Source organism: Corynebacterium spheniscorum (assembly GCF_900113445.1).
Lineage (GTDB): Bacteria > Actinomycetota > Actinomycetes > Mycobacteriales > Mycobacteriaceae > Corynebacterium > Corynebacterium spheniscorum.
The window spans coordinates 42,043-60,055 of the sequence record NZ_FOPJ01000013.1 but is presented as its reverse complement, the minus strand read 5'-3'; the positions used below and the strand labels follow the sequence as shown (position 1 = coordinate 60,055).

The 18,013-nt window shown below is 55.1% G+C and carries 15 protein-coding genes; 8 read left to right on the top strand and 7 right to left on the bottom strand.

Going from position 1 to position 18,013, the window contains the following annotated elements:
• Positions 1-58 precede the first annotated feature (58 nt).
• Together dnaN and dnaA are read right to left on the bottom strand one after the other, a co-directional pair.
• Complete coding sequence (gene dnaN, locus BMZ01_RS09185; RefSeq protein ID WP_092286680.1) at positions 59-1,255, bottom strand: DNA polymerase III subunit beta; 1,197 nt, start codon at positions 1,253-1,255, stop codon at positions 59-61.
• A 775-nt stretch (positions 1,256-2,030) separates the two neighbouring features.
• Positions 2,031-3,722: a chromosomal replication initiator protein DnaA gene (dnaA, locus tag BMZ01_RS09180; RefSeq protein WP_425304784.1), complete on the bottom strand. Its 1,692-nt coding sequence runs from the start codon at positions 3,720-3,722 to the stop codon at positions 2,031-2,033.
• 1,565 nt (positions 3,723-5,287) lie between these two features.
• On the opposite strand from dnaA, the gene rpmH reads away from it, so the two are divergent.
• The 8 genes from rpmH to BMZ01_RS09140 all read left to right on the top strand — a co-directional run bounded on the left by rpmH (position 5,288) and on the right by BMZ01_RS09140 (position 12,082).
• Entirely contained in the window at positions 5,288-5,431 is a 144-nt protein-coding gene (gene rpmH, locus BMZ01_RS09175) for a 50S ribosomal protein L34 (RefSeq protein WP_092286676.1), read from the top strand.
• A 57-nt stretch (positions 5,432-5,488) separates the two neighbouring features.
• Positions 5,489-5,980 carry a ribonuclease P protein component gene (gene rnpA, locus BMZ01_RS09170; protein WP_092286674.1) on the top strand — a complete coding sequence of 164 codons (492 nt, stop codon included), beginning with the start codon at positions 5,489-5,491 and terminating at the stop codon, positions 5,978-5,980.
• Between the two features lie 44 nt (positions 5,981-6,024).
• Entirely contained in the window at positions 6,025-6,294 is a 270-nt protein-coding gene (gene yidD / locus BMZ01_RS09165; RefSeq protein ID WP_092286715.1) for a membrane protein insertion efficiency factor YidD, read from the top strand.
• A 77-nt stretch (positions 6,295-6,371) separates the two neighbouring features.
• Positions 6,372-7,337, top strand: a complete 966-nt coding sequence (gene yidC, locus BMZ01_RS09160; RefSeq protein WP_092286672.1) for a membrane protein insertase YidC — start codon at positions 6,372-6,374, stop codon at positions 7,335-7,337.
• A 134-nt stretch (positions 7,338-7,471) separates the two neighbouring features.
• Positions 7,472-8,185: a 16S rRNA (guanine(527)-N(7))-methyltransferase RsmG gene (gene rsmG / locus BMZ01_RS09155; protein WP_092286670.1), complete on the top strand. Its 714-nt coding sequence runs from the start codon at positions 7,472-7,474 to the stop codon at positions 8,183-8,185.
• Between the two features lie 174 nt (positions 8,186-8,359).
• On the top strand, positions 8,360-9,427 hold the full coding sequence (locus tag BMZ01_RS09150) for a ParA family protein (RefSeq protein ID WP_092286668.1): 1,068 nt from the start codon (positions 8,360-8,362) through the stop codon (positions 9,425-9,427).
• Between the two features lies 1 nt (position 9,428).
• Entirely contained in the window at positions 9,429-10,703 is a 1,275-nt protein-coding gene (locus BMZ01_RS09145) for a ParB/RepB/Spo0J family partition protein (RefSeq protein ID WP_092286666.1), read from the top strand.
• A gap of 431 nt (positions 10,704-11,134) precedes the next feature.
• Positions 11,135-12,082, top strand: coding sequence for a hypothetical protein (locus BMZ01_RS09140; RefSeq protein WP_092286664.1), 948 nt, complete (start codon positions 11,135-11,137; stop codon positions 12,080-12,082).
• Between the two features lie 322 nt (positions 12,083-12,404).
• Here BMZ01_RS09140 and BMZ01_RS09135 read toward each other — a convergent pair whose 3' ends face one another.
• From BMZ01_RS09135 to trxA, 5 genes are all read right to left on the bottom strand, one after another.
• The gene (locus BMZ01_RS09135; protein ID WP_092286662.1) at positions 12,405-12,698 is read right to left on the bottom strand and encodes a hypothetical protein; all 294 of its coding nucleotides are present in this window, start codon (positions 12,696-12,698) and stop codon (positions 12,405-12,407) included.
• 20 nt (positions 12,699-12,718) lie between these two features.
• A complete protein-coding gene (locus BMZ01_RS09130; RefSeq protein WP_092286660.1) occupies positions 12,719-13,189 on the bottom strand; it encodes a hypothetical protein in 471 nt (156 codons plus the stop codon).
• Positions 13,190-13,881: 692 nt separating this feature from the next.
• A complete protein-coding gene (locus tag BMZ01_RS09125; RefSeq protein WP_092286658.1) occupies positions 13,882-15,129 on the bottom strand; it encodes a hypothetical protein in 1,248 nt (415 codons plus the stop codon).
• 976 nt (positions 15,130-16,105) lie between these two features.
• Positions 16,106-17,284 carry an N-acetylmuramoyl-L-alanine amidase gene (locus BMZ01_RS09120; RefSeq protein ID WP_092286656.1) on the bottom strand — a complete coding sequence of 393 codons (1,179 nt, stop codon included), beginning with the start codon at positions 17,282-17,284 and terminating at the stop codon, positions 16,106-16,108.
• A gap of 178 nt (positions 17,285-17,462) precedes the next feature.
• Complete coding sequence (gene trxA / locus BMZ01_RS09115; RefSeq protein ID WP_092286654.1) at positions 17,463-17,786, bottom strand: thioredoxin; 324 nt, start codon at positions 17,784-17,786, stop codon at positions 17,463-17,465.
• Positions 17,787-18,013: the final 227 nt, after the last annotated feature.

Sequence of the window (18,013 nt, the reverse complement as noted above, 5' to 3'; positions counted from 1 at the left end):
CGCCCGTAAAAAATTTTTTACGGACGCCGCTCCCCCTCCTTTTGAGATTCTTTGAGCTTTAGCCCGGCAGGCGCACCGGCATCAGCAGATAGGTGAAATCAGTCTGCGGGCTATCAAAGACACCCTCATTATTTTGCTCCGGCATCTGCTCTGGTTCCGGAATCAAAATGGCGGGGCGGGAAGGCTCGTTGAAACCGAAGACCACATTATCGCCGCGGATTACACCCAAACCATCCTTGAGGTAGCCGGGGTTAAAGGCGATGAGTAAGTCCTCATTACCGGAGTACACGCACGGCAGGGTTTCTTCGGCGTGGCCTTCCTTGGAGCTGCTAGCTGCCAGGATCACTTGGCCTTCGGAGAACTCCATGCGGATCTGCGCACCATTTTCTGCCAACAAGGACACGCGCCGTAGGGCTTCTTGGAGGCTGGCAATGTTGATGATGGCCATGGAGGTGTGGCTCTTCGGCAGCAGCGGATTGATATTGGGGAATTCCGCGTCCAGCATGCGGGTGGTGGTTTCGCGGTCTTCGGTGTGAACACCAAAAAGCCCGTCTTTGCCGACTTCTTCGCCGGCACCGATGTGCACATCGACGGGATCATTGATGCTGCTATCGAGGCTCTTGGCGTTTTCCAAGAGGGTCTTAGCCGGGATCAACAAACGTGCGGTGGTGGACTCATCGCTGCACTCCCACTCGAATTTGCGCAGCGCTAAGCGGAAACGGTCCGTAGCAGCAAGGGTGACTTCCTTGCCCTTAATTTCCATGCACACACCAGTAAGCATGGGCAGGGCATCATCGCGGCCAGCGGCGGCAGCTACCTGGGTAACAGCGGAAGAAAAGAGCGCTGGGTCGATACGTCCGGTGAGTTCTGGGAGTTTGGGTAGCTGCGGGTAATCATCGGTGGGAATAAGTGGAATTTCAAAACGTGAAGCACCACAGGCAATGACTAAGGAACCTGATTCCACTTGCACATCCACCGGCTTATTGGGAAGCACGCTGGTGATGTTTTTGAGTAGGCGGCCAGATACCGCAAGGGAACCATTTTCATTGATTTCCGCGGAGATGCGCATGCGGTTAGAGGTTTCATAATCAAAGCCGGCGATCTCTAAACCCTGGTCATCAGCAGTAAGCAGAACTGCAGTGAGCACAGGTTGGGTGCCTTTAGTAGGCAGGCTGCGAGCAACCCAGCTGACTGCCTCGGCTAGATCATCTTTGGCTACCCGAAAAGATGCAGTGGTTGATTCCTGAGATTCCATTTCTGTGCTTCTCCCTGTCCGTTATGCCGTGGTGACCCCATATGAGGCGATTGCTAGTTCCATCAACATTGTGCTTCACCACCGCTGCTGAGGGGAAGTGCCCCTAGTGCAGGGTTGTGGGATTTCAGCGCTTGTTGAGCACTTATGCACAATCCCCTGCACTCAACAACTGTTGGGTAGCTAAGTGGTGGTGAAGGAATTACAACATCAACCTACCTGGCATCGCCGCGGCAGGAGAATTTCCTTCTCCCCCGATCCGGGCGTGATTCTTGTGATTCGCGAAGCTGGATCTCGAAGTTCTCCCCAGGCCCTCTTTCTTCTAGTTAGAAATTGATTAAAGAACTGGTAACAGCAGTAGGTCCTGTGCAATCTGTGGATGAGTGCCTAAATGACAAGCTCGTGGCGGCGAGTCGGGTTGTGATCAAGCTTGTGTAGAACTTGTGGATAACTTTCATTTTCTGTGGATAACTCGAGGGTGGCTGGAGTAGTCCACATTCCTTCCACCGCAGGTCAGGGGTTGTTCCACAGCTTTTTGGGAGTTATCCACAGGCTGATGGTGCGCGGTGGCGAAGTAGCTTATGTGAGAGATCTCTCCGAATTACAAGTTCGTAATTACACAGCTGTGGATAACTCTGTGGATGAGTGTGGATAGATGCCTAAGCCTTGCTACTCGCGCCTAGAAAATGCAGGTGGTGTGGCAAAGCTTGGGGAAAAGCAGAAGAGCCGCGTGACTGAAAAGTTCAGCCAGCGGCTCTCGGGGAAAGCTCAGTGCTTGTTAGAGGCGACCGTAGTTTTTAATGCGGTGCGTGAGCTCCTGGATCTCGTTGTAGGTTTCGTGATTTTCGGTCATTTCCTTGCGGATCTTGCGCTCGGCATACATGACGGTGGTGTGGTCCTTGCCGCCGAAATGGTCGCCAATTTTTGGCAGCGATAGCTCGGTGAGTTCGCGGCACAGATACATCGCCAGCTGGCGGGCGTGCGCGACGGCGCGAGTTTTTCCATTACCGCGGAGAGTACCCATGGAAATATCGAAGTATTCGCAGGCCACCTCCATGATTGTTTGGGCGGTGATCTCGATATCGTCGGTGTCGGGGAGGATATCGCGCAGTGCAGCCTCGGCCATATTCATGTCGATGGGTTCTTTAATCAACGAGGAATAGGCGAAAAGGCGGATCAGGGCGCCCTCGAGCTCGCGGATGGAGGACTCAAAGCGGGTGGCGATGAGTTCCAAAATATCGCGGCTGACCTCCATGCCATCGGCCTGTGCCTTCTTCATCAAAATGGCGATGCGGGTTTCCAAATCCGGTGGCTGGATATCGGTAATCAAACCGCCCTCAAACCGGGTGCGGAGACGATCTTCCAGGGTGATCAGCTGTTTCGGGGGCCGATCGGAGCTAAGAATGATCTGCTTATTGGCCTGGTGGAGGGCGTTGAAGGTGTGGAAGAACTCTTCCTGGGTGCCTTCTTTACCTTCGAGGAATTGGATGTCATCGACCATCAAAATATCGAGCTGGCGATAACGGCGCTTGAAGGATTCTTGACGGTCATCGCGTACCGAGTTGATGTAGTCGTTGGTGAACTCCTCGCTGGAGACATATTTGATGCGCAGGTTGGGCTGCAGCACCTTGGCATAATGCCCCGCGGCGTGCAGAAGGTGGGTTTTACCTAAGCCCGAACCACCCCAAATGAATAGCGGATTATAGGCCTGAGCTGGGCGTTCGGCGACTGCGACGGCAGCGCCATTGGCGAAGCGATTAGAGCTGCCAATAACGAAGGAATCGAAGGTGTATTTCTCGTTAAGCGAGGTTTCTGAATCCGGGTTATGGGCCGGGACTTCGCGGGGGAGGCGCTGCGGATTATGGGAATTAGGTTGTGGCTGCTGGGTGGACGCATAGGTCTGGGCCAGCGGGTCAGTAGTGTGAGTGGCCCCGGTGGGCTGTGCTTCCTGCGCGGTTTCTTGAGCGGTTTGCTGGGCGAGGACTTCTGCGGCGGTGACCTGCGTGGGTTCTGAAGGGAAGGCCTTGGTGAGGCGCTCATCTGGGTCTTCAGGTTGCGGAGCTTGGGTTTGTGCTTCTGCGGGTTCGGGGGCGGCTGCTGGTGCCGGGTCGTTGACCGCGGCAACCCGAGGGGCAGCGGATTCTTCCTGCGGGCCGCTGAACAAAGTGCCGCTGGGGTTGTGGCTGGGGAAGAAAGGGTTACTGCGGGTAGTGCTGCTGGTTTGTGGGGTGTCTTCCGCCGGGGTGGGGACCGCGGTGATGTGTGATTCTGCGATCGGGGTTTCGGGAATGTCTGCGGCGGCGATGCCTTCGGCTTGTGCGCGTTCGTCCTGCGGTTGGACGCTGACTGCGAGGGTGCAGGGGCGGTCGAAGCGCTGGGAGAGCATGCTACCGAGGATTTCCCCGAAGTCATGTTCAACGATGTGTTTGATCAGGTGATTGGGGACGGTGAGCACCACATAGCCGCGCATTTCGAGCACCGGGGTGGTCAGCCGAAGGAAAGCGATTTGGCGGGCAGTTAACGTCGGAATCTCTGGGTCACTACCATCACCGCGTTCGATGAGTTCAGCAATGATCTCAGGCCACACGGTGTGGAGAGTTAGGGCGTTATCCGACACAGCTTCCTCGTCTGTAGTGGTTATGGGTGACAACTTTCGCGATATATGTGGGGACCCCGAAGAGTCCCACAATTATCCGAGCCCTATGCGGGTGATCGCTGGGTAAACAGCAAGGTAGGCGCGCCAAAAAATGACGCGGATAGGTGGCGGAAGCGCTGCGTTTGGTTGCTAGCCAGCGATGCAACCAGACTCAGCGGCGAAAATTTTTCGCCCCTATGCCCTACTTGCCGCACCTTGATCAAGGCTCGGCCCCAAGCCGCGCTTAAGCACATACACACGCGGCTATGTCGACCTCGGCAAGAAAATTTGTGAGTAGACACCCACACATGTCTGCTCGCGTTTTTGGCTTCGGTCGACATTGTGCTTGGCATGAAAGTTTCCAGCACGCCCCTGTGGACAAGGTGTGTCCATGGGGTGTGCATCTTTCACAGCACATGAAGCTTTTCCCAGGTGGGATACTTCGGTGCCGCGATAACCTTTGGGGAATTGTTATTCACGGGGATGTGCACAGCATAGAAGCCGGCACCACCTGGTATTCCACAGAGTTATCCACAGGTGTGGACAAGTGCCCTGTGGGAAAGTTATCCACAGCTTAGAGGATGGCCTGTGGATAGTTTTCCTTAGGGGTACTTATGCCGCTTTACCTGCGAAAACACAAGATTTGTGGAGATCTCTCAACCTGTACTTGAGAGTTATCCACAGCTCCTGTGGGAATCAGCTTGTGAAGTTTTTCTTGACGTACTCATTGTTACTCGGTCTAGGCGGGGGGTGTCCACACGTTGGCGATTGGGGAAAGTTGTGGGTGCTGCGTGTCGGTCGTTGGGTTGGCCCAACCATGCCGAGTGAAGAAGCTAAGAGCGCAGCAAGAGCGCAAAAATCCTAGCTGACCTGCGTGTAATTCCCTCTTTGTAATTTCAGGGGTACTGCATGCACCCCCTGCCATGGTGGGGGTCGAAGAAGGTGGGTCGGCGCGGCGTGTCGATTTGTTAGGCCTAAGGTCTTTCACGTAGTCTGGCCTAGTCTGTCGCATCGATGGGTGCACTATCTCCTGCTGCAAAGCCCACACCCCACAGCCCCTCGCGGGGTTTATTGAGGTTGGATTTTGTGGCGATGATCTATGTGGAGATCCCTGAGCACCCTGACGTATGCGCTTGTGAGAGTTAGAACCACACTTAAGCCGGGCCGACGGTGAGTTATTCACTGCAGAGAGGTTCGTGTGGGGCTAGCACCTCATCACACATGATGACTGCGTAGGCAGGATCGACATGTTGTTTCGATGAGATCTCAACACAAACATCATCCATCCCAGGGTGTCAGGCCGTGATTATCTTCTTCCCGGCTGAGATTTCATGAGTGCGAACTCGTGAGTCTCCGCGGATCTGATACTGCATAAAAGAGCTTTAGAGGAGAACATCACCGTGGCTAAGGGCAAGCGGACGTTCCAACCGAACAACCGTCGCCGCGCACGCGTGCACGGCTTCCGTATTCGTATGCGCACTCGCGCGGGTCGCGCAGTTGTTGCGGCTCGTCGTCGTAAGGGCCGCGCTAAGCTGACCGCATAATAAGCAGTCAGTGCGCGCGTCGCATTCGACATAGTTTTAAGAAACGCAATACTCACCGTGCTTCCTCGCCACCACAAACTCACCTCATCTGATCAGTTCCGTCGAACGATCAAAAAGGGGAAACGTGGTGGCAGTCGCACGGTGGTAGTGCATTTATACGACACGGCCACCGCCTCAGGTGATACTGCAGGCAGTGGCCATCGTCGTATGTATATGGCATCGACCACAGCTGAGTCAGCTAAGAACACGCATCAGCAAGCATCCATGCTCTCGGCAGATTCTGCCCAAAAAAGTGCGGGGAGCGTACTTCCCTATGTTCGCCGCGGTGGGCCGCGGTGCGGGCTGATTGTTTCGAAAGCAGTGGGTAATGCGGTGGCCCGCCACCGTACCTCACGGCGATTGAGGCATGTTCTGGCTAAGCTCATAGCGGAGATTCCTGCTCGATATGACCTTGTTATCCGCGCTTTACCGGCGGCTGGGGAGGCTAGTTCAGCAGAATTAGAAAAAGATCTTCGCAAGGCTTTGGCCAAGAGTGAGAAGACGCAGTGAGCGATGACCATAACCACCAAGAAGGCCTTTTAGCTCACGATGCTGTGGGCGGCGCTGGACGCCAAGGAGTGATCAAACGCGGCTTGCTGCGCGGGGTCAACTTTTATCGGAACGTCCTCTCGCCCCTTAAGATGGGCCCTACCTGTCGTTTCGAGCCGAGCTGCAGCGCCTATGCGTTGGAGGCACTTCAGCGCCATGGCACTTTTAAAGCCGTGATCCTTACGATCGTGCGGCTGGCGAAGTGCGGGCCGTGGCATCCCGGCGGTATCGACCCCGTGCCGATACCGAGGCTTCAGCCACGGCGCGAGTCTTGAGGCTCACGCTTATAACTCCAAGCTTTCACTGCCCCTTCTCGATACGCCCACACCCCCTTAAGGAGTCCTGACGAACAGTGCTCAACTTTATTTACTACCCAATCTCGGCGATCCTGTGGTTCTGGCATAAGGTCTTCAGCTTTGTGCTGGACCCCGGCTCCGGTATTAGCTGGGTGCTGGCAATTATCTTCTTGACCTGGACCATTCGCTTGGTGCTGGTTAAGCCGATGGCGAATCAGCTGCGCTCGACCCGCAAGATGGCGGAATTGCAGCCTCGCATGTCGGAGATCCGCGCAAAGTACAAGAACGACCAGCAAAAGATGATGGAGGAATCACGCAAGCTCCAAAAGGAGATGGGCGTGAACCCCGTTGCTGGTTGTTTGCCGGCGCTGGTGCAGCTACCGGTGTTCCTGGGTCTCTTCCACGTGCTGCGCTCCTTCAACCGCACCGGTTCCGGTGTGGGACAACTGGGGCTTTCCTTTGAAGAAAACCGTTCGGTTGGCAACTACGTCTTCTCCGCTCAAGATGTGCAGTCCTTCTTGGATGCCCGCATCTTCGGCGTTCCGCTTTCGGCATATATCTCCATGCCGGAGTCGATGTATGAAGCCTTCCAGCCGGTGGACTTTACCCGCACCAATATCATCATCGTCGCTGCTCCACTGATCCTGCTGATTGTGGTGGCCACGCACTTTAACGCCCGGATGTCCCTGGACCGCCAGAAGCGTCGCCAGGCTGAGGGCAAGACCCCGCCGGCTAATGATCAAATGGCCATGCAAATGCAGATGATGAACAAGATGATGCTGTGGTTCATGCCTGCCACCATTTTGTTCACCGGTGCACTGTGGCACATCGGTCTGCTCTTCTACATGGGCGCCAATAACATCTGGACCTTCTTCCAGCAGCGCTTGCTCTTTGCCAAGATGGATCGTGAAGAGGAAGAAGAAATCGAAGCCAAGAAGGCTGCTGCCCGCAGCACCGCCCCGCGCCCGGGCGTGCGGCCGGATAACCCGAAGCGTCGCAATAAAAAGAAGAAGAAGAAATAAGTTCCAGATTCTTCACGCACACCGCGTAGCACCTCGCATTGCAGGTGCACGCGGTGTTTTTCTTATGCTTCTGCCTACCTGAGAGCCCAAGCTGGTGGGTACCCGGTTCGCTAAATGACGTGAAGTCGCGAAGAATGTTTCACGTGAAACCGCGCGAAGATTCTCAGCCCGAAGACAACCCCATTAACCCGGACTCGCCCACCCCAGAGATCGCAGCCGAAGAAGAACCGGCTGCTGCAGCATTGGTGTTTGGCGCGGACCTGGATAAGGCACGCCGCTACCATGACCTCCTTGCCACCGTGGGTCGCGAGCGGGGCTTTATTGGGCCACGGGAAGTTCCGCGCCTGTGGGAGCGGCACCTGCTTAACTGCGCGGTGATCGGCAAGGTCATGCCCGAAGGTGCGCGGGTAGCGGATGTGGGTTCTGGCGCGGGACTTCCCGGTATTCCGCTGGCATTGGCATATCCCGACTTGAAGATCACCCTGATTGAACCTTTGCTTAAACGCTCCACCTTCCTCAATGAGGTCGTCGAGGAATTGGAGCTTAAGAATGTGAAAGTGGTGCGCGGGCGCGCCGAAGAAGGACCGGTGCGACGCGGCCTAGGAAAACTCGATGTGGTGACCTCTCGCGCCGTAGCTCCGCTTGGCAAGCTAGCCGGCTGGTGCCTGCCACTGCTGCCCATTGGTGGTGCCATGATCGCGATGAAGGGTGCCTCAGTGGCAGAGGAGCTAGAGCGCGACGCCAAACTCATTAAAAGAGCCAAGGGCGGGATGGCGCGGATTAGCACCGTTGGCGAAGATATTTTGAGCGAAGCAACCACCATCATCACGATCAACCGAGTGCATTAGACGGCAGTTAGCTGCGGGATTTATTCCTGAAGTTTTCACCCGACTACCTAGGTGTACCTATGCGCCTGCAGATTCACTAGGGTAGTTGGGGTACCCGTAGCATGATGGGCAGCTATTTGAGGGCATGAAATCTTCACCAGAATCAACGGCGGAAAGAGGGGTTCACAGCGAACCATGGAAGAGCAGCAATGGGATGACACACCTATCGCCGCGGCAGCTCGTCGCGCCGCCAAAGTGAAGAATAGAACAGGGCTTCAGCTGCCAAAACCAGAGCGCACCCGGGTGCTGAGTGTAGCCAATCAAAAAGGCGGCGTTGGTAAAACCACCAGTGCGGTGAACCTTGCCTGCGCACTTGCTATGCATGGGTTGAAAGTACTGGTGGTGGACCTGGATCCGCAGGGCAATGCCTCTACCGGGTTGGATGTGGAACATCGCGCCGGAACGAAGTCCTCTTATGAGGTGTTGATTGGCAATTGCACCCCGGATGAGGCAATCCAAAAATCCCCGGCGAGCGAAAACCTTGATTGCATCCCTGCCACTATTGACTTAGCTGGCGCCGAGATCGAATTGGTAAGCCTGGTGCGCCGCGAATATCGCTTAAGTGATGCTCTTAATGAGGGGTTCTTAAAGCGCCACGGCTATGACTACGTTCTGGTCGACTGCCCGCCATCACTGGGGTTACTGACTATAAACGCACAGGTCTTCGCCAAAGAAGTGCTCATCCCTATTCAGTGCGAGTACTACGCGCTTGAAGGTGTAACTCAGCTGCTGACGAATATCACCATGATTCGACGGCACTTGAACTCAGATCTGCATATTTCGGCGATTCTTCTGACCATGTTTGACGCTCGCACCAAGCTTGCTCATGAGGTTGCAGCCGAAGTCCGAGATACCTTCGGTGATGTGGTCTTAGCCAATGTGATTCCCCGCAACGTGAAGGTCTCTGAGGCACCGGGTTTTGCCAAGACTGTGCTTAACCACGATCCGGGGTCTCCCGGTGCTATGGCCTATTTGGATGCCGCAAAGGAGCTGGCACTACGTGGGGACTACCAACCAGTGCCGAGTACGGGCCCCATTGGGGTAAGCCCGGCATACGCTGAACAGGTCCGCATGGCAGAGGCTGCAAAAGAAGCTGAAGAAAAGCATGACCCAGACGCTGAGGACTCCTTCGATGATCTCAGCGCCGAGTTAGAGCAGAGCACGAACGATAGAGATAGCAACACCGAGCAAGGAGATAACTGAGATGGCTGCTGAAAAGCCCAGAGGTGGCCTCGGCCGCGGGCTTGCCGCGCTTATCCCCTCTAGCCCCGCCCAATCCCCACGTCTTGGTGACTCCGCCGCAGATATTGTGCTTGGCGGTAATTCTCGGAGCCGTGCCGCGGCAGAAGCCTTAGCTGCCGAAGCTCTAGCCCAAGAAGCTCAGTCGCAAGCACAGAAACCCAGCCGCAGCTCTTCGGCGAAGAAGAGTAGCGGGAAGCAAAGCACTAAGCCCGCAGCGAAGAAGAACGCTAACGCTAAGAAGGCTGCGGAAAAGACCACCGGCGCTAAAAAATCAGCCTCGAAGAACAATGCCGCTGATGCTCCCAAGCCGGTCGGACAGAACCCGAAGGGTCCCAATTCCTTCGGTGGCGTTGCGGGACCAAATATGTCAGCGTTGATGGCGGATACTGAGCACGCCGGGCAAGTAGATGGTCTTCCGAGCGTAGGCGATGTCGGTGCTACCTACCGTGAAATCCCCATTGGGGAGATCATCCCTAACCCACGGCAGCCACGCCAGGTCTTCGATGAAGAAGCCATGTCTGAGTTGGTGCACTCCATTAAAGAATTCGGGCTGATGCAGCCCATCGTGGTGCGCCGCTCTGATAGCGAAGATGCCTATGAAATCATCATGGGTGAACGCCGCTGGCGTGCCTCCGCGAAAGCCGGGCTGCACTATATCCCAGCGATTATTCGCGACACGAGTGACGACAACCTGCTTCGGGATGCCCTCCTGGAGAATATCCACCGCGTCCAGCTCAACCCTCTTGAAGAGGCTGCCGCCTACCAGCAGCTCCTAGAGGAGTTTGATGTCACCCAAGCTGAGCTTGCAGATCGCCTGGGGCGCTCCCGCCCGGTGATCACCAACATGATCCGCCTGCTGGCACTGCCGGTCTCCGTGCAGCGCAAGGTCGCCAGCGGCGTGCTGTCTGCCGGTCATGCTCGCGCGCTTTTGGGTTTGAGGGTGGGCGGTGCGAAGGAGAAAGAAGAGCTCGCCGACCGCATTGTGGCCGAAGGATTAAGTGTGCGTGCCACCGAAGAGGCCGTAACCTTGTTAAACCGCGGCGACGCACCTAAGCAACGCACCAAGAAAGCCCCCATCGCTCAACCAGAATTTGCCTCGCGCGCTGCCGAACGCCTGGCAGATGTGTGGGATACCCGCGTTACGGTGTCGGTAGGTAAGCGCAAGGGCAAGATCGTGGTTGAGTTCTCTGATGAGCAAGACCTTGACCGCATTCTTGGTTTGATCAACAAGCAGTAGGTACTCCCCTAACCGTCTCAAAAATTTTTTAGAGCTAGCCCTGGAATCTCGCGAGGATATAGAGCGAAGAGTCCAGGGCTAGCTATTTGTCTATTTCGGTTCAGAAGTCAGCCTCACATTTTCGGGTGATCACTTAACTACAACCTTCGGCGGCTACCCTATTCCTATCTTTGGGGAGCGCCGTTGATCCCCTATTTTGTGCCAATTATTTCTAGATCGTATTTATTTAATGAAATATTCTTCACTAGAAGCAGCCTCCAAAACCGCTGGTCACGAGCGGTAGATAAGGGTTAGCTGTGGATAAGCTGAATCTAAACTAGGATTGACTTAAATACATCTAATTGAGTTAAAGGAGTTGTTGACACCCTAAATACCGTCTGCGATACTTCCCTGGATACACCACAATTGCATTATCCTCTGAAAGGTTGAACATGACCGCAAATCCCGGCGGAGGCATCGTCGAAAACCCGACTGACTTTATGCTCGCACCCGGTGAAGACAGGGTCTATGGGGATCTGTTTATGACCTCCATCCTCACCCCGTACATGAAGGCACAACTGATGTGCTCCTCCACCCGCTTTGTGTACAAGGCCCCTTCTACCCTGCTTGGTGTCATCCCGCTTGGTTATAACGAGAACACCGTGCCAGTAGCCAATATCGCCTCGGTGGCTTCGAACTCGCGGTTCGTTCCCGGTCGTGCGGTGATGGCAGCTATCTCGCTGTTCCTGGCCTACCACTTCTTCAGTGAAGGCGGCGGCGGTATTCTCTTTGCGCTGATTCTTCTAGCATTTGGCGCTGCAGCTGCCGTGACCGCTTTCCCGATGGAGCTGGTGGTAACCAACCCGGCGGGCGGCCAGACCAAACTCTTGGTTTCCATGCTGGAGAAAGCCAAGCTAGAGAAGTTCCGGGGTGAACTCCAGGACCGTGTCTACGCCGATAATTCGCAGGTACGCCACATGGATGCGCAAGAGGTTCGTCGTCAGCAGGCCATGCTGCAGCAGATGCAACTGCAGCAGATGATGATGCAAAACAACCAGCAGCAGACGCAGCAGGGCTTCCAAACCCCGAACCAGCCAGGGATGAACGGTGGTATGCCCGGTGGCATGCCAGGAGCTATGCCGGGCGCGATGCCAGGTGCAGGTGCGCAGTTCGCTGGCAATCCGCAGATGCCTTTCAACGGCATGCCACAAGGTATGTCCCAGGGCATGCCGGCCACTCCGGCCACTCCGGCCACTCCGGCCACGCCGCAAGCTAGTGGCACCCAAGGTGCGCATGCCATCCCCGACACCCCTGCCACCCCGGAGATCCCGAGTGCCTCGGATTTCACCGAGACCCTGGCAGCCCCAGATAAGGACGAAAGCGAAGAACCACAGGTCTAAAGCTTTCTTCAGTATCTCCAAGGAAGACACCACTTGGTGTCTTCCTTTTTGTATTGTCTAATGCCCATACATCGAGCGCGTTGTATAGGGTTGACCTGCGCGTTTATTAGTCTCTTTCCAGCTTTTTAGCGTTGTATTTTCAGCTTTTGCGCTTTATGATTGATGGCACGACGCGACAACGCCCCTAGGGCCAGGGCGTTCGCTGAGAAGCTTTTGAGCCGGCAGCGAAAATACCTGGCTTTAGGGGCGTTTAGTTAAACCCCCGCAGGTCTGATTAGTGAACCGGACCTGCGGGGGCCGCATCGGGTCGAATGACTCGTAGTTATAGTGCGTGGGAACCGTAGCCGAGTGCGATGGCAAGGAAAGCTGTAGAAAGCAGAGACATGCCGATCCACACGGCGTCATTTTTCTTCCGGCTTAGTGCGCAATAGAGCAGAGGTAGGCCGATGCCTAAGCCAATAGAGCCTAAGGCAATATTTCCCCACTCACCTGTTATTCCCTTAGCGTAGAAGCGGTATGCGACTACAGCGACCCAGATGATACCAACGGCAATCAACGTAGTACTCGCTGATGCGAGCTGAGGAGTACTGAAACGGGAAAGTCGCGATGTTTGCATAGGTTCTCCTTTCGGGCCTTTTAGCACTCTGCCCCTGCGGCGCCGATGATCGCGGAAGTGACGACACCTGCTGCTCCGGCTACTGCTGCAGCGGGCAGGTTCGCAGTTCCCGCACTAAGTCCCGCAACGACCCAGAGTGCGCCGTTGGCGGCAGCCACAGCGTTGAGGGCGTGCCCGCAACCACTTCGATCGGAGTACTTGAACACTGTGTCCTGGAGTTCCTGGGTCTTCGCCTGAAGTTCAGCAACTGGAACTGATTTTACATATGTGCCATTGAGATAGATGGCAACATTCTCTTCGGAGCCGTCCAGCACAGCAGTCAGCTCATTGCCGTCTGTGTATCGAATGGTCTGAGAATTATCTGCCGTCGCTGCAAGGGGTGCAGGGGCAGGTTGATCGAGATTTACTGGACTAGCGTATGCGGGAGAAGTGAACAGGCCAGTTACGAGAAGGCTGGCCGCAAGACCGGTGACTAATTTTTGTGAGTTCATTTCGTCCTTTCAAGTTGGTCAGAAATGCACTCTTATAGAGCAAAACAGATATGGAATATGATTGAACTCCTGATTTCGTGGATCTAAGTGAAAGCTATCAAAACCAACGTTTCCTGGGGCCGAACGGGGGTGATTACATTTTAGATGTACTGTTCACAGTGCGGATAAATCTCGATAAACCACCCCCGGGGGTACTGTGCATAATTCTTGACGAATCGGGGTGAGACCTACTAATAAGACGCGCGCTTAAATCTCTACGTGATCAATTATGAATGGATATATCCACGCTCATCATGGTTGTTTGGCCTCTCCGTGACAGCTGGTTCGAATCCAGTGAGTGCTCCACACCAGAGGAGCGAACCCAGGTGTTGATCGCCGTCGTCACTCATCAACGAAGGTCATCGAGAGGTGGGTAATTTCTTTGCAAATTATCGTCGCGGCGACGTAGAGGAAACGTGACTTACCGTAGAACGCTGGTGTCCACGTCCGGTATCGAGAGTCTGAGTGGACTAGTTCTTGGCGGCGTAGCGCTAGTGCCTGACCACGGTAATAGATCGAGTTCAGGCGCTTTATTTCTCGTTAGATTTGAGTGTGCTTCTGTCGTGGGCCACTTATGCTGATCAATGGCTTCGTACAGCTATGCCATGCAGCACTACGGGGCGGTGTGTCGAGGGTAATCCAGTAGGCTAAACCTACTTTGCAGTTGAGCTTCCACCCGCAATGACGTCGACTTTGAATGGGGAGCTGTTCAGCGGCCCCAAACGGGCATAGATTTTGTCAGTCTTATGGTGGACTACTACTTCTGGGCTAGCGCCTAAAAGCTTGTGCGTCAGCTTATAACGCATCCGGATAGATACCGGTTCACCAAGCTTTACAAGAGCGAGGTCGCCGCCCCACCTTCCTTCTGTGGCCACTCCAGCGCAGCACACGACCGGGCGGGTGAATGCTTGATGGAATCGGAAGAAGGAAACGAAGGGGTGCGGTCGGATCTCGGCCTTAATAGCTACGAAGTCATCTAAGTAGGCGGTATTTGCTGGTGTGGAGAGCAGCGAAATATTTTCGTAGCGATTAGGCGGAGTAATGACCGCTAAACAGCAACCGATCATGATCAAGCCGAAGCCGAGCAGACCGGTACTTAAGGCAGTACCGGCATGCAGGATAACCGCGAAGGTGAATGCAGCTCGGCGCATATTAGCGGTGCCAAGAATATTTATTGCGATCAAAATTTCTAGTGCTACCGGCACCCATACAGCCAGTGCTAAGGGCCAATGATGCCCGAAGCTCCACGGTGTTCCGAGAATCTGGAACCAATCGCCAAAGAAGGTATTAGGTGCTGACTGCTCAGATGAAGCGTCATGTGCCCACAGGCCGCCAATCGCAGCAGCAGCGTAAAGCAAGCACAGGAAAAGGCGGCCAAAGAGGATCGCGATCTGGCCCATACGACCCATAGGCTTCGCAATGCAATCAGCATCGAGGTCTGTGGTGTAGGCATGGCGCCGCTCATCACTTAAGCTCACCAGCGCCAGAACAGTAACCATCACGAGAAGTGCAGATTTTCCACCATCTGAAACAGTGTGTGTCGTCGATATTGCGTAGGTGAGATAAAGGTGCAGGAGTCCAATCCACCGCGGATACAAGCCGCTGATAACCAGAATGAGCCCTAACACGACGACTGCGTCGGCAAGCATCACGTTCTCTGACCCCACCAGACAGTAGACACTGGCCTGATTCCAGCCGTGACAGCGCGCTCCGTGCGTCTGAGAAATAGCGTCCGCAAACCTGATCTCTTGGGAAGTAAAGAGAAGGAAGATCAACTGCCCAAGGGCAATGATCGCTCTACCCATGGGGATGAACTTAGAGCGAATATTCGCAGAGGTCAGTATGGCCTCGAAATTAGCTGTTGACCCCACTTTGGTCAGTGGCTCGTGTTGATCAATCATCACGTATCACCCGTATCGTGCGTGGTTTTTAAGAATTCGTATTTAGCTACCGATCGATACGCTCAAGGAGTGATATGGGGTCAAGCTGGCTATGGTGTCTACACATAGTGTTTGCAGCGACGGCGTACACCTGAAGTAAGCCCGGCGGATGAAAAGGCAAAAGAGCTTGGGCAGGCATCTGCAACTCGATCTCATTCCCCTAGCGCGCAGCCTGTTTATAGCGGGTCGTGCGCCAAGTGGGCGTTCGATGTGGAGTGGGTTTAGGCGTTTCTAGCGTGAAGAACCCAGTGATAACCCGGTGATAACCCAGTGAGCGCACTCGGATCTCCGGCATGAAGCCGAGCAGGTGACGCTGCTCTTCCTAGAGTGCGTTTCATTGAAGTCTCCTCGGATTAAATGGATGTTCTTCATGTTCCACCCTCGGTCGGGAAGCTTCCGGAAGGGTCCGGCGAGCGCAATGGCCCGAACCGAGGATGTTCAAAATCCAAAGGTTTTCTTTCCTTAGATCGTTTAAACTTTAGGAGTTGCCTGGGCCACATACAAGGATTCTGGGGAGGGGGGTCGCAGCCACCCCCGGCGCCCTTAAGTATCCACATTTAGGTCTGCCTAAATCTGTTTATGCAGGTGAGAGTACCACTGTGGAATAAGTCACTTGGCCGGCGGGACAATATCGCTGGTGCAATGCCTTTGCAACAAGGTAGTGCTCTCGATGAGTATCCCAGCCAGGGGCAGGCTCCCAAGACAATGAGTTAATTTGATCCGAAAATACCCCCTAGGCACCCCCGTAGATAGGCGCACCTACTACAAGTTCAGCTGCGAGTTCCAAGGAGTGTGTAGGCCTATCGAGTTACACATCCTGCGATGGCTCGAGTGCTCTCGAGGAGAAAACAGGAAGACCAGCCGAAGCGCCCCGACAACCGGGTACGCATCTTGCTAAAAAATTTTCTTAAGAGGCCTCGGCCCAGGAGGGCTTGGCCTAGGAGCGTTCGGCGCGCAATAGCTCTGAGAACTTATAGGTGCCGGTGGGCTGGTCATCTTGGTCCAGCAAATAGAGGCGTTTAACGGCCACCACAATGGCCTCGGCGATCTTATCGCGGGAGGCGGGGTCGGTAAGAACCTCAACATCATGCGGGTTGGTCAGATAGCCAGCTACGAGCTCCACCGTCGGCATCTGGGTAAGGCGTAGCAGCTCCCAGGTGCGGCCATGATTGCCGCAATTGACCATATTGGTGCGGGCCACGATCTCGCGCTGAATAAACCCAGAGAGGGTTTCGCCAGTCAAGGAACGCGAGCCATGTTCCGAACCGAAGTAGAAGGTGGCTACACCCGAAGCCTTTTCATTGGGGTAGCTATCGCATTGCAGGCAGATCATGAGGTCGGCGCCAAAAGCATTGGCAATATCGGCGCGATCCTCATGGGCAGGGTTGTCCATGCGCGGACGCGAGATAATGGTTTCCATGCCAGCTGCAATCATGCGGCCTTCAATGCGGGTGGCTAGATCCCACAGGATCTCTTCTTCGGTGATTTCCCCGAAGCGGCCTCGTACTATCTGCCCGCGGGAACTACCGCCTAAGGCGGGGTCAATAACTACCCGCTTACCGGCGAGTTTCGGGCCGGCCTTGCGCACACTTTCGCGTTCGCGAATAGCAAGCGGGGAGCCGCCGGTAATACGGCGGCCTAAAAGGCCCAGGGCGCGGATGGTGTCCGGGCCGCACACACCATCATCTTGGAGCCCATAGTTGAGCTGGTAGGTGGAGACAGCGGCATAGGTGTATTGCCCAAAGTGGCCATCAATGCGGTGAGCATAGAAGCCAAGTTCTTGGAGCTGGGATTGCAGCTGCGCTACATCATCGCCAATAAGTTCATTGCCGGGCTGGTAGGTCAGCACGCGGGCGCCGAGCTTATAGGAGGCGTGGCGAAGCTCCCGGAGGGTGACTTCGTCGATTTCCCCGGTGGGAATAATGCCGCGGTTCTGTTGGAAGGCTTTGAGAACCTCGGCGAGGTCGGCGTCGAATAAGGTGTCCTCGGCGTCGAATTGTTGGGAACCGCCAGATACTTCGCCATCCCAGCCCTGAAGTAGGCCAAGACGTGCTAAAACGGTCCGTGTTTCGGCAACGCGGGGACTACGGTCACCCACGCGGAGGATCACTGTCACAACGCTCCCTTCTTCACCAGTAGTTAACAAGTGTAGCCCCACGCCACAGTTGGGGCTTGGTCTGCACGCGCGGCCTGATACGGACCTACAACTTAAGGGGACTGTGGGGTTGCCTCAATTTCTTGAGGCTACCAGCCCCCTCGCCCGGTACTAGCTCCGCTGGGTTGCGCGCGTCTTTTTAGAGCTGGCGCTCTAATTTCTTAATGATCTCGCTCTTGGACTTCACGCCCACGAACTCATCAACCTTCTCGCCATCTTTGAAGATCAAGACGGTCGGGATGGACATAATCTGGAACATGGCGCCCAGGGAACGCTGTGCATCCACATCGACCTTGCAGACCACAACCTTGTCGCCCATTTCCTCGGCTACCTCATCGATAACCGGGCCAAGCTTCTTGCAGGGGCCACACCACTCTGCCCAGAAGTCCACCAGCACGGGGCGATCGGCTTCGATGACGGTGGAACGGAAGGTGTCCTGCGTCAGGGCGATAGCGTTGCTCATATTTTCTCCTACTTTTATTAACGCTTGTTCTCATATGTTTTGCTCCGCGGTAGCTCAACCAGGAGCACTAGGGATAACCCTAGGCACTCTTTAAGGTGCATACAGAATCACTGTGTAGCTGGGGCTAGCGGAGCATGCGCCATCTGAGTATTCCTCATTGCTTAAGAGACTGCCGCATCCTCGCGTTGCGCATAGGACCCAGAGCTCAACGCTAGCGGGGCGTGATA